Raw genomic sequence first — 12,718 nt, 5'->3', positions numbered from 1 at the left:
CCTATCACTTCAAGAAGTCCGGGACGTCCAGCTCTTCGGCCTGGGTGTCCTGGTAGGGGCGGGCCGTCGGGACGTGCGGCGGGGTCACCGGCAGCGACGTCTCGTTCGCCACGGGCGCCGGCTCGGCCGCCGGGGCCTGGGGCTCCTCGCGCGGGGGCACGGAACCGAGCCCACCGGTCTGGCGCGCCGGCTCGGGGGTGCGGGCCGGCGGGGCGGGCTCCTCGCGCTTGGCCGCGCTCGACCCGAGCACGTTCTCCCGGCGCGCCGGCGGCTGCCCGCCGTCGAAGCCCGCGGCGATGACGGTGACCCGCACCTCGTCGCCGAGCGCGTCGTCGATGACCGCGCCGAAGATGATGTTCGCCTCCGGGTGGGCCGCCTCGCTCACCAGCTGGGCGGCCTCGTTGATCTCGAAGAGACCGAGGTCGCTGCCGCCGGAGATGGAGAGCAGGACACCGCGGGCGCCGTCGATGGACGCCTCCAGGAGCGGCGAGGAGATCGCCATCTCCGCGGCGGCCACCGCGCGGTCGTCACCGCGGGCGGAGCCGATGCCCATGAGCGCCGATCCGGCCTCGGACATGACCGACTTGACGTCGGCGAAGTCGAGGTTGATCAGGCCGGGGGTGGTGATGAGGTCGGTGATGCCCTGGACACCCGAGAGCAGCACCTGGTCGGCCGACTTGAACGCGTCGAGCACGCTGACCTGGCGGTCCGAGATGGACAGCAGCCGGTCGTTGGGGATGACGATGAGGGTGTCGACCTCTTCGCGGAGCTCGGCGATGCCGTCCTCCGCCTGGTTCGCGCGCCGCCGGCCCTCGAAGGTGAACGGGCGGGTGACCACACCGATCGTCAGGGCGCCCAGCGAGCGCGCGATGTTGGCGACGACGGGTGCGCCGCCTGTGCCGGTGCCGCCGCCTTCTCCGGCGGTGACGAAGACCATGTCGGCCCCCTTGAGGACCTCCTCGATCTCCTCACGGTGGTCCTCTGCCGCCTTACGACCGACGGCCGGGTTCGCCCCGGCGCCGAGGCCACGGGTGAGTTCACGGCCGACGTCGAGCTTGACGTCGGCGTCGCTCATCAACAGTGCTTGCGCATCGGTGTTGATGGCGATGAACTCGACGCCCTTGAGACCGACCTCGATCATTCGGTTGATGGCATTGACACCACCGCCGCCGACACCGATGACCTTGATGACTGCGAGGTAGTTCTGCGGTGCTGCCACGTCGAAGGCCTCTCGCCTCGAGTTATGTGTCGTCGCTTCGCGGTAGTCCTGCCGCGACGACGGATGCCGATTGGGTCGGTCCGGACGCCGACCCAAACCCTAACGCTGAAGTTTAGGGTTACCAGTGTGTCTGCTTCGTGGACTCTTCCGAACAGGACACTAAGTCGACAAGTGGCGCACGTTCAACGAACACGCCGAACCTCCCGGTTTTCTTTTCACCCTATGTGATCACCCGTAGCGCTGACCAACCAGGGGGCTGGCCAGGCGAAACGCGCGTCAACTCTTCGACACCGCAGGGGCGGTGGGAGCACTCACGTCGAAGTGTCCCGCTTTGGGGGACGCTTTCATGAGAGCGGTCAGGACCCGCGCCTTCGCGGGCCCCTCCTCGCTGCTACCCCACATCACGGTGCGTCCACGGGTCAGTTCGAGGACGGCGGAGTCGTACGAGGTCACCCGTACGGTCCGGGTCTCCCCGGCCACCTTCCCCGGGAGGTCCCCCGCGACACGGACCGCTTCCCGCAGCAGACGGTCGCCGCCGAAGCGGCGCAGGCTCGCCGACCTGTCGGGCTTCATCTCCAGCATCGGCACGTGCGGGGGCGCCTCGTCCACGGTCGCGAAGCGCACGCCCTTCGCGTCCACTTCGATGAACTTCTCGCCCTTTGCGACCAACAGGACCGGTTTACGCTCGGTCACTTCGAGGCTGACGCCGTGCGGCCATGACCGTACGACATCCACGGAGTCGATACGCGGCAGCTTCCGCCGCAACCGGTCCGCGATCGCGTCGGTGTCCACGGAGACCAGCGGAGAGCCCAGAGGGGCCGCTGCCGCGGTCTCGACCTCGCTCCGGGTCAGGACGTCGGTGCCGGTGGTCGTCACCCGCTCCAGCCGCAGCCAGGAGGACCCGTAGAGGACCCAGACGACGGCCGCGGCGATCAGGACCGCGCCGACCGCCGCCAGGATCAGTCGCGTCCTGCCGGTCAGCCGGCGCCCCTCGGGGCCGATGTGGGGCGGGCGGGCCGGGGTGTCGGCCCGCTCGGCCTCGCCGCGCTGGGCGGTCGTCGGTCCGGCCACGCTCGCTCCTTCGCCGGGCCCGGGGCGTGCGCCCCGGACCCGCCCGGCCTCACGCCTGTCGGCGTGCGGCGATCGCCTCGTACACCATGCCGACGAGCAGGTCGTCGGCGTCCCGGCGCCCGAACTCCGCGGCCGCGCGGGACATCTCGTACAGCCGGTGCGGATCCGAGAGCACCGGCAGGACGTTGCCCTGCACCCACTCCGGGGTCAGCGCCGCGTCGTCCACCAGCAGACCGCCGCCGGCGTTGACCACCGGCTGGGCGTTCAGCCGCTGTTCGCCGTTGCCGATGGGCAACGGGACATAGGCGGCGGGCAGTCCGACGGCGGAGAGTTCGGCGACGGTCATCGCACCCGCACGGCAGAGCATCATGTCGGCCGCGGCGTACGCGAGATCCATCCGGTCCACGTACGGTACCGGGATGTAGGGCGGCATCCCGGGCATGTTGTCGATACGCGGCAATTCGTTCTTCGGCCCGACCACGTGGAGGATCTGGATCCCGGAGCGCTGGAGCAGCGGCGCGATCCGCGTGACGACCTCGTTGAGGTGGCGGGCGCCCTGCGAGCCTCCGGAGACCAGCAGGGTCGGCAGGTTGGGGTCGAGCCCGAACGCGGCCCGGGCCTCAGGACGGACCCGCGCACGGTCCAGCGTGGCGATGGTCCGGCGCAGCGGGATGCCGATGTAGCGGGCGCCGCGCAGTTTGCTGTCCGGGGTGGAGACGGCGACGCCGTGGGCGTAGCGCGAACCGATCTTGTTGGCCAGGCCCGGCCGGGCGTTGGCCTCGTGGACGACGATCGGGACGCCGACGCGCTTGGCCGCGAGATAGCCGGGCAGGGCGACGTAGCCGCCGAAGCCGACCACGCAGTCCGCCTTGGTGCGTTCCAGGATCTGCTCGGCGGCCTTGATGGTGCCGCGCAGCCGTCCCGGGACGGTGATCAGCTCGGGTGTGGGCTTGCGCGGCAGGGGCACGGCAGGGATCAGTGCCAGGTCGTACCCCCGCTCGGGTACGAGCCTGGTCTCGAGTCCGCGTTCCGTGCCGAGGGCAGTGATTCCCACGGTCGGGTCCTGCCTGCGCAGGGCGTCTGCGAGGGCAAGCGCGGGCTCGATGTGCCCGGCGGTCCCCCCGCCGGCGAGTACGACATGCACCGAAATTCACCGCTCTCCGGACGGACGCTTCATGACGCGCCGTCTCATCGTCTTCCATCTGACCCCGGGCCTCCGCATGGCCAGGGCCGCTCTCGCGGCAGGGTCCTCCCGCGCGAAGGCAATCATGAGCCCCACGGCGAACATGGTCGGCAGCAGGGCCGAGCCCCCGTAGGAGAACAGCGGCAGCGGGACACCGGCGATCGGCAACAGGCCGAGCACCGCACCGATGTTGATCACGGCCTGCGCCGTGATCCAGGTGGTCACGCCTCCCGCTGCGTACCTCACGAAGGGGTCCTCCGTGCGTCCGGCCACGCGGATACCCGCATAGCCTAGAGCCGCGAAGAGGGCCAGCACCGACAGCGTCCCCGCCAGGCCCAGTTCCTCCCCTGTGATGGCGAAGATGAAGTCGGTGTGAGGCTCGGGAAGTTGACCCCATTTTTCCACACTCGCGCCGAGCCCGGAACCGAACCAGCCGCCGGAGGCGAGCGCGTAGATTCCGTGCACCGCCTGCCAGCACGAGTCACCGGGGCCCGGCTCGGACGCTCCGATGCAGGAGAGCCGGGACATCCGGTTGGGGCTGGTCTTGATGAGCAGGAATCCGATGAGCACGGCGAAGCCGAGCACCCCGGCGAAGAGCCGGGTGGGGGCCCCGGCCAGCCAGAGCAGGCCGAAGAGGATCGCGGTGAGGATGATCGCGGTGCCCATGTCGCCACCGAGCATGATCAGCCCGAGCAGCATGAAGGCGACCGGAACCAGCGGCACCAGCATGTGTTTCCACTGGGCCAGGAGCCGTTTGTCCTGCTTCCGGGCGAGCAGGTCCGCACCCCAGAGGATCAGGGCGAGTTTGCCGAACTCACTGGGCTGGAGCTGGAAGGGACCGCCCAGGTAGATCCAGTTCTGGTTGCCGTTGACCGACATCCCTATCCCGGGCACCTGCACCAGGACCATCAGGAAGACCGTGCCCGCGAGCAGCGGGTAGGCCAGCGCCCGGTGGAGTTTGAGGGGCATGCGGGAGGCCAGCATCATCAGCCCTGCCCCGATCACGGCGGCGATGAACTGCTTGCGGAAGAAGTACGTGCTGGGCCTGGACAGCTCCAGGGCCTTGATCATCGAGGCGGAGTAGACCATGACGAGCCCGAGGACGGTGATCAGCAGCCCGGCACCGAGGATCAGGTAGTACGCCGTCAGAGGGCGGTCCCAGGCCCGTCGTGCCCGTTCGTAGGTCTGCCGCACCCCGGCCCTGCGGCCCGGCCGGGGCGGAGTGCCCGCTCCGCGGCCTCCGCGCGGCGCGGGGGGCCGCCGGGATCCGGTGGCCGGCCGGCTCCGCAGGGCGAGCCCGGCGAAGGGCGCGGGTCCCGCGGGCAGCGGCCCGGCGAGCAGGGGCGGGGTGAGCGCCCGGCTGATCGCCGCTCCCGCCCGTGAACGGTCGGTCCCGCTCGCGGCTGAGCTCTCGTCGGCCGGCATCGTCGCTGTCCCCTCCACTGCTCGTGCCCGGGGCTGTCGCCGGGGCGCGGCCCCGGCGGTGCTGCTCATGACCGGGTCCCGGACGCTCAGGTCCTCCGGCACGGTACGACGCGGGGGCCGGACCCGTCAGGCGCTCTCGTCGGCGAGTCGGCGGACCGCGTCCGCGAACGCCTCGCCCCGCTTGTTGTAGTTGACGAACATGTCCATCGAGGCGCAGGCCGGAGCCAGCAGGACGGTGTCGCCCGGCCGGGCCAGCCGTGCCGCTTCGAGGACCGCCGCCGGCATCGCCCCAGTGTCGGTCCGGTCGAGGTCGACCACCGGTACCTCGGGGGCGTGTCGCGCCAGGGCTTCCTTGATGAGCGCCCGGTCGGCGCCCATCAGCACGACGCCCCGCAGCCGTTTCGCGGCACCGGTGACCAGTCCGTCGAAGGTGGCCCCCTTGGCCAGGCCGCCGGCGATCCAGACGATCGGTTCGTAGGCGGCGAGCGACGCCTCGGCGGCGTGGGTGTTGGTGGCCTTGGAGTCGTCGATGTAGGTGACACCGGCGACGTCGGCGACGTGTTCGATGCGGTGGGCGTCGGGGCGGAAGGCCCGTAGCCCGTCGCGAACGGCCGCGGGCGGCACGCCGAAGGCGCGGGCCAGTGCCGCCGCGGCCAGGGCGTTGGCGATGTTGTGGGGGGCCGGTGGATCGACGTCGCCGACCTCGGCGAGCTCCTGGGCCTGCTTCTGCCGGTCGGCGACGAACGCCCGGTCGACGAGGATGCCGTCGACCAGTCCGAGCTGCGAGGGGCCGGGTGTGCCGAGGGTGAAGCCGATGGCCCGGCAGCCCTCCTCGACGTCGGCCTCGCGCACGAGGTCCTCGGTCGCCGCGTCCTGCGCGTTGTACACGCAGGCGACGCTGTTGCCCTCGTAGATCCGGCCCTTGTCCGCGGCGTAGCCGGCCATGGAGCCGTGCCAGTCGAGGTGGTCGGGGGCCAGGTTGAGGACCGCCCCGGAGTGGGCGCGCAGGGACGGCGCCCAGTGGAGCTGGTAGCTGGAGAGCTCGACGGCGAGCACGTCGTACGTCTCGTCGCCGAGCACCGCGTCCAGCAGGGACACCCCGATGTTCCCGACGGCGGCCGTGCGCAGGCCGGCCGCTTCGAGGATCGAGGCGAGCATCCGCACGGTCGTGGTCTTGCCGTTGGTGCCGGTGACCGCGAGCCAGGGTGCGGCGTCGGGCCCCCGCAGCCGCCAGGCGAGTTCGACGTCGCCCCACACGGGGACGCCCGCCTCGGCGGCTGCCAGGAAGAGCGGCTTGTCGGGCTTCCAGCCGGGAGCCGTGACGACGAGCTCGGTGGACTCGGGCAGGGTGTCGCCGTCACCTAGGCGGACGGTGATGCCTTCGCGTGACCCGCCACCGCCCTCGCCGGAGGCACTGCGCGCGGCAGCCCATTCCTCCAGTTCGGCGGCCTGGGCGCGGGAGCGCTCGTCGTCGCCGTCGTTGACGACGGTGACGAGGGCTCCCCGCTCGTGCAGGGCGCGGGCCGCGGGGATCCCGCTGACGCCGAGCCCGGCGACCGTGACGTGCTTGCCCTGCCAGTCCACGTTGCTCACTTCTTGGCTGCCCATCCGGCGTAGAAGAGGCCCAGTCCGACGATCACGCACATGCCCTGGATGATCCAGAAGCGGACCACCACCAGGACCTCGGACCACCCCTTGAGTTCGAAGTGGTGCTGGAGCGGGGCCATGCGGAAGACGCGCTTGCCGGTCATCTTGAAGGAGCCGACCTGGATGACCACGGACATCGTGATCATCACGAACAGGCCGCCGAGGATGGCCAGCAGGAACTCGGTCCGGGAGCAGATCGCGAGACCGGCGAGCGCGCCGCCGAGGGCCAGCGAGCCGGTGTCACCCATGAAGATCTTCGCGGGCGAGGTGTTCCACCACAGGAAGCCGAAGCAGGCGCCCATCAGGGCGGAGGCCACGACCGCGAGGTCGAGGGGATCGCGTACCTCGAAGCAGGCGCTGGGGTTGGTCAGGGTGGTGGCGTTGGCGCAGGACTCCTGGAACTGCCACAGCCCGATGAAGGTGTACGCACCGAAGACCATCACCGACGCACCGGTGGCCAGACCGTCCAGACCGTCCGTCAGGTTCACGCCGTTGGACATGGCGAGGATCATGAACAGCGCCCAGACGACGAAGAGCACCGGCCCGATGGACCAGCCGAAGTCCTCGACGAAGGAGAGCCGGGTGGAGGCCGGGGTGTTGCCCCTGAGGTCGGCGAACTGGAGCGAGAGCACCGCGAAGGCGATGCCGACGATCAGCTGGCCGGCCATCTTCGCCTTGGCCCGCAGCCCCAGCGAGCGCTGCTTCACGATCTTGATGTAGTCGTCGAGGAAGCCGACGAGGCCCATCCCCGCCATCAGGAACAGGACGAGCACACCGGAGAAGCGCATCTCCTCGCCGGTGATCACCTTCGCCAGTACGTAGGCGATGATCGTGGCCAGGATGAAGGCGATACCACCCATGGTGGGCGTGCCCTTTTTGCTGCCGTGGGTACGCGGGCCGTCGTCCCGGATGAACTGCCCGTAGCCCTTGCGGGCCAGAAGTTTGATCAGCAGCGGAGTTCCGACCAGGGTCAGGAAGAGCCCTATGGCCCCCGCGAAGAGGATCTGTCTCATCGGACGGCGACCTCGCCCTCGGTCGTCTCCAGCAGTGCCAGGGCGACCTTCTCCAGGCCGACCGACCGGGACGCCTTCACCAGCACGACGTCTCCCGGGCGCAGTTCACTGCGCAACAGGTCGACGGCCGCCTGTGCGTCGGACACGTGCACCGACTCCTCACCCCACGAACCCTCGTTATATGCGCCCAGTTGCAGCCAGGAGGCTTCTTGTCCTCCGACAGCGACGAGCTTGCTGACGTTGAGCCGGACGGCGAGCCGTCCGACCGCGTCGTGCTCGGCGAGCGACGCGTCACCGAGCTCGGCCATCTGACCGAGCACCGCCCACGTGCGCCCCCCGGCTGCCTGTCGGGCCTTGCCCATGGCGGCCAGCGCACGGAGTGCGGCCTTCATGGATTCGGGGTTCGCGTTGTAGGCGTCGTTGACGACCGTCACACCGTCCGGACGCTCGGTGACCTCCATGCGCCAGCGGGAGAGGGTGCCCGCCCCGGAGAGCGCATCGGCGATCTCGGTCACGGACATGCCCAACTCATGGGCGACGGCGGCCGCGGCGAGCGCGTTCGACACGTGGTGCTCACCGTACAGGCGCAAGGTCACGTCGCTGCACCCGGTGGGTGTGTGAAGGGCGAAAGCGGGCCGCCCGTCGTCCGTGAGCCGCACGTTCTCTCCCCGTACGTCCGCATCCGGGGCCTCCCCGAAGAGGATCACCCGGGCCTTTGTGCGGGACGCCATCGCCCGCACGAGCGGGTCGTCGGCGTTCAGGACCGCCGCGCCGTCCTCGGGCAGGACCTCGACGAGTTCGCCCTTGGCCTGCGCGATCGCCTCGCGGCTGCCGAACTCCCCGATGTGGGCGCTGCCCACGTTGAGGACCAGGCCGATCCGAGGGGGCGTCAGGCCGGCGAGGTACTCGATGTGGCCGATGCCCCGGGCGCCCATCTCGAGCACGAGATGGCGGGTTTCCGCCGTGGCGCGCAGCGCGGTGAGCGGGAGTCCGATCTCGTTGTTGAGGGAGCCGGGCGTCCAGACCGTGGGCGCCTTGCGTTCCAGGATCTGGGCGATGAGGTCCTTCGTGGACGTCTTGCCCGCCGATCCGGTCAGCGCGACGACGGTGGTGCCGAGACGTTCGACGGCCGCACGGGCGAGGGCGCCGAGGGCGGCCACGACGTCGTCGACGACGATCGCCGGGACGCCGACGGGGCGGGCCGCGAGCACGGCCACGGCACCCGCCTCGACGGCGCGCTCCGCGTAGTCGTGGCCGTCGACGCGTTCACCCGCGAACGCGGCGAACAGGGAGCCCTGCCGCACCTCCCGGGAGTCGATGACGACGGGGCCCGTGACGGTGGCGGACAGGTCCGGCACGTCGTGCGGCTGCCCGCCGACGATTCCGGCGATCTCGGCGAGGGAGAGGGCGATCACTTGGTCATCCCTGACTGTTGTTCTCGTGGGTGTGTACGTGGTCCTCCGAGGCGTGCCCGGCGCCGGTGCGTCCCGAGCGCTCGATGGCCTCGCGCAGGACCTTGCGGTCGTCGAAGGGGCGTACCACGCCGTGGATGTCCTGCCCCTGTTCGTGGCCCTTTCCGGCCACCAGCACGGTGTCCCCCGGTTCCGCCCGGGCGACCGCGGCCGCGATGGCCGCGGCCCGGTCGGCGTCGACGAGCACGTCGCCGCGTTCGTGGACGGGTACTTCGGCGGCGCCGGAGAGCATCGCGGCGAGGATCCCGAGCGGGTCCTCTGAGCGGGGGTTGTCCGAGGTCAGTACGGCGGTGTCGGCGAGCCGGGCCGCGGCGGCGCCCATCGGGCCGCGCTTCGTCGTGTCCCGGTCACCACCGCAGCCGAGCACGATGTGCACCCGGCCCTCGGTGACCTTCCGCAGGGAGCGCAGGACGGACTCGACGGCGTCGGTCTTGTGCGCGTAGTCGACGACCGCGAGGTACGGCTGTCCGGCGTCGATCCGTTCCAGCCTGCCGGGGACACCGGGGACGCCCGCGACGCCGTCGGCGGCGATCTGCGGGTCGATGCCCGCGACGGCCAGGGTGACGATCGCGGCGAGGGTGTTGGCGACGTTGAACGGGCCGGGCAGCGGAGCCTTGGCGGTGACGCGCTCGCCCTTGGGGCCGATCACGGTGAAGGTGCTGTCCCGGGGGCCGACTTCGACGTCCTCGGCACGCCACTCGGCGTCCGGGTGGCCCTCCGCGGAGAAGGTGACGACCGGGACGGACGCCTCGTCGACCAGCCTGCGGCCGTACTCGTCGTCGAAGTTGACGACGCCGAGCTTGCTGCGCTCCGGGGTGAACAGCTGCGCCTTGGCCTGGAAGTAGTCCTCCATCCCGGAGTGGAACTCCATGTGCTCCGGGCTGAGGTTGTTGAACACGGCGACGTCGAAGACGCAGCCGTCGACCCGGCCGAGCACCAGGGCGTGGCTGGAGACCTCCATGGCCACGGCCTCGACACCGCGTTCGCGCATGACGGCGAACAAGGCCTGGAGATCGGTGGCTTCCGGGGTGGTGCGCTCCGACTTGATGCGCTCGTCGCCGATGCGCATCTCGACGGTGCCGATCAGTCCGGTGCTGCGTCCGGCGCCGCGCAGCCCGCCCTCGACGAGATACGCGGTGGTGGTCTTGCCGGACGTTCCGGTGATCCCGATCTGGAGGAGGCCGACGCCCGGCCGTCCGTAGATCTCGGCCGCGAGGTCGCCCATCCGGCCGCGCGGGTCGTCGGTGACGAGGACCGGGAGGCCGGTGGCGGCGGCGCGTTCGGCGCCTGCCGGGTCGGTGAGGATCGCGGCCGCGCCGAGGCCGGCGGCCTGTGCGGAGAAGTCGGCGCCGTGGAAGCGGGCACCGGGCAGAGCCGCGTACACGTCCCCGGGGCGCACGGCCCGCGAGTCGTGGGTGATGCCGGTGACCTCACCGGCGTCCTGCGGTCCGGCACCGAGCCGGGCTGCCAGCTCTCCGAGGGACGTCGGCCTGAGCCGGTCCGGTCGGGGCGCTCCCGGGTAGTTCACAGGCGCGTCCTTCTGAGTGGTTTGGAACTGATCAGCGTGGGGCACGGCGGTGAGCGTACCGGGCGGACCCGGCCTCCCGCGAAGTGAGGGGGCGGGGTGGCGGTACTTCTCGTTCCGGTTCCCGGGATCAGGGGTGATGGTCGTCACTGAGGGTTCCCCCGAGTCACTCGCCGGGCTTGAAGGACACCGGCAGCCGGGCGGGGGCCTTGCCGGACGGGGGTGTCTGGAGGGTCTTGAGGGCGAACTCCATGACCTTCTTGTAGATCGGGCCGCAGATCTGACCGCCGAAGTAGCTTCCCTCGGTGGGGTTCTGGATCGCGCAGTACACGGTGACCTGGGGGTCGTCGGCGGGCGCGAAGCCGGCGAACGACGCGGTGTAGCCCTTGTAGACGCCGCGCACCGGGTCGACCCGGTTGGCCGTGCCCGTCTTGCCGGCGACCCGGTAGCCCTGGATGTGGGCCTTGGTGCCGGTGCCCTCCCTGTCGTCCACGACGGACTCCAGCATCTTCGCCAGGGTTCCGGCCGTCTTCTCGCTGACCACCCGGGTCCGCTTCGGGGCGTCCGACGCGGTGTAGCGGCCGCCCGCGTCCTTGGTCCCGCGGACGAGGGTGGGCTCGATCCGGACCCCGCCGTTGGCGATGGTCTGGTACACCGAGGCGGCCTGCATGGCGTTGAGGGAGAGGCCCTGCCCGAACGGGATCGTGTACTGCTGCGAGGTGGACCAGTCCTGGGGCTTGGCCACGATGCCGGGCGATTCGCCCGGGTAGTCGAGCCCGGTCGTGCTGCCGAGGCCGAACTTGCGCAGGTAGGAGTACAGCACCTTGTTGGCCTCGGGCTGGGTCTTCCCCAGCTGCCCGGTGGCCAGGATGGTGCCGATGTTGCTCGACTTGGCCAGTACGCCGTTGAGCGTGAGGTACCAGGTGGGGTGGTCGACGTCGTCCCTGAAGAGCCGGTCACCGCGGTGCAGCCGGTTGGGGACGGTGACGTGCGTGTCGGGTGTGGCCGCGCCCTCCTCCAGCACGGCGGCGATGGACATGACCTTGCTGGTGGAGCCGGGTTCGTACACGTCCTGGAGGGCCGCGTTGCCGAGGGCCGCGGAATCGCTCTGCGCGAGGTCGTTCGGGTCGTAGCCCGGGGCGTTGGCCATGGCCAGCACCTCGCCGGTCCTCGTGTTCTGGACGATCACGTAGCCGCGGTCGGCCCGGGACTTCTCCACCTGGTCGGCGATGGCCCGCTGGGCGGCCCACTGGATGTCGCGGTCGATCGTCAGCTCGACGTCGGTGCCGGCGACGGCCGGGATCTCCGTGGAGCCGGCCGTGGGGACGGGGCGGCCGCCCGCCTGGGCGTAGCGGATCTTGCCGTCCTCGCCTTGGAGCTTCTTGTTCAGCTGCGCCTCCAGGCCGCCGCCGCCCTTCCCCTCGGCGTTGACGAATCCCAGTATCCCGGCGGCGAGGTTGCCGTTGGGGTAGACGCGTCGGGTGGTCGGCTCCTGGAGGACTCCGGCCAGCACGTTGGCCCCGGGGCCGCCCTTCGCCCTGTCCTCGGCCGCCTTCTCCGCGAAGACGGACTTGAGGTCCTTGATCTGCTTCCAGACCTGCGGGGTCTGCCTCCGGGCCAGGACCGTGTAGCGGCTCTTCGGGGTGGAGAGCTTCTTCGCCAGTTCGGCCTCGTCCTTGCCGAGGATCGGGGCGAGCAGCGCCGCCGCCTGCTGCGGGGCGTCCGGGGCCTTGCTGTCCTCGGGGGTGAACAGCTTGGGGTCGGCGGTGATGTCGTGCGCGTCGACGCTGGTGGCCAGGGAGATTCCGCTGCGGTCGGTGATCTCTCCGCGCTCGGCGGCGATCGTGTACTCCAGGTACCGGTTCTTCTCGGCCTTGGCGGTGTACGCGTTGGCGTCGACCGCCTGGACCTGGAGGAGCCGGACCACGAAGGCCAGCATGACGAGGGTCAGGCAGAGGCTGATCAGGCGCAGCCGGGGGCGCGGGCTGCCCAGGCGGATGGCCTGCGGGGAGGCACCGCGCCGTTTCGCGGGCGCCGCCGGGCGCCGGGGGCGGCGGTCCTCGGCTCGGGCCGCGGGCCGCGCGCGCCCCGGTCCGCCCGCCGCGTTGCGGGAGCGCGCGGGGCCGGGTACGCGACGGCGCGGCGGTTCCTTGGACGGCACTG

9 protein-coding genes are annotated in these 12,718 nt (G+C 71.0%); all 9 read right to left on the bottom strand.

Annotated elements, in window-relative coordinates; genetic code table 11:
* Positions 1–4 precede the first annotated feature (4 nt).
* Entirely contained in the window at positions 5–1,219 is a 1,215-nt protein-coding gene (gene ftsZ / locus IA22_RS0104465) for a cell division protein FtsZ (RefSeq protein WP_014156750.1), read from the bottom strand.
* Between the two features lie 276 nt (positions 1,220–1,495).
* Positions 1,496–2,290, bottom strand: coding sequence for a cell division protein FtsQ/DivIB (locus IA22_RS0104460; protein WP_030122790.1), 795 nt, complete (start codon positions 2,288–2,290; stop codon positions 1,496–1,498).
* 49 nt (positions 2,291–2,339) lie between these two features.
* Positions 2,340–3,434, bottom strand: a complete 1,095-nt coding sequence (murG, locus tag IA22_RS0104455; RefSeq protein WP_014156748.1) for an undecaprenyldiphospho-muramoylpentapeptide beta-N-acetylglucosaminyltransferase — start codon at positions 3,432–3,434, stop codon at positions 2,340–2,342.
* A gap of 6 nt (positions 3,435–3,440) precedes the next feature.
* On the bottom strand, positions 3,441–4,898 hold the full coding sequence (gene ftsW, locus IA22_RS0104450; RefSeq protein ID WP_015576826.1) for a putative lipid II flippase FtsW: 1,458 nt from the start codon (positions 4,896–4,898) through the stop codon (positions 3,441–3,443).
* 126 nt (positions 4,899–5,024) lie between these two features.
* Positions 5,025–6,506 (bottom strand): UDP-N-acetylmuramoyl-L-alanine--D-glutamate ligase, encoded by a 1,482-nt coding sequence (murD, locus tag IA22_RS0104445; RefSeq protein ID WP_199818250.1) that lies wholly within the window; start codon positions 6,504–6,506, stop codon positions 5,025–5,027.
* A complete protein-coding gene (gene mraY / locus IA22_RS0104440; protein ID WP_014156745.1) occupies positions 6,488–7,558 on the bottom strand; it encodes a phospho-N-acetylmuramoyl-pentapeptide-transferase in 1,071 nt (356 codons plus the stop codon). Before mraY ends, murD begins: the two co-directional genes overlap by 19 nt.
* Positions 7,555–8,973 (bottom strand): UDP-N-acetylmuramoyl-tripeptide--D-alanyl-D-alanine ligase, encoded by a 1,419-nt coding sequence (locus tag IA22_RS0104435; protein WP_014156744.1) that lies wholly within the window; start codon positions 8,971–8,973, stop codon positions 7,555–7,557. Before IA22_RS0104435 ends, mraY begins: the two co-directional genes overlap by 4 nt.
* A 4-nt stretch (positions 8,974–8,977) precedes the next feature.
* Complete coding sequence (locus IA22_RS0104430; protein WP_014156743.1) at positions 8,978–10,705, bottom strand: UDP-N-acetylmuramoyl-L-alanyl-D-glutamate--2,6-diaminopimelate ligase; 1,728 nt, start codon at positions 10,703–10,705, stop codon at positions 8,978–8,980.
* Positions 10,706–10,721: 16 nt separating this feature from the next.
* The gene (locus tag IA22_RS0104425) at positions 10,722–12,716 is read right to left on the bottom strand and encodes a peptidoglycan D,D-transpeptidase FtsI family protein (protein ID WP_030122786.1); all 1,995 of its coding nucleotides are present in this window, start codon (positions 12,714–12,716) and stop codon (positions 10,722–10,724) included.
* Positions 12,717–12,718: the final 2 nt, after the last annotated feature.

This window comes from Kitasatospora papulosa (genome assembly GCF_000717245.1).
GTDB lineage: Bacteria > Actinomycetota > Actinomycetes > Streptomycetales > Streptomycetaceae > Streptomyces > Streptomyces papulosus.
The sequence above is the reverse complement of the archived record's forward strand: the minus strand, read 5'-3'. Positions and strand labels throughout refer to the sequence as shown.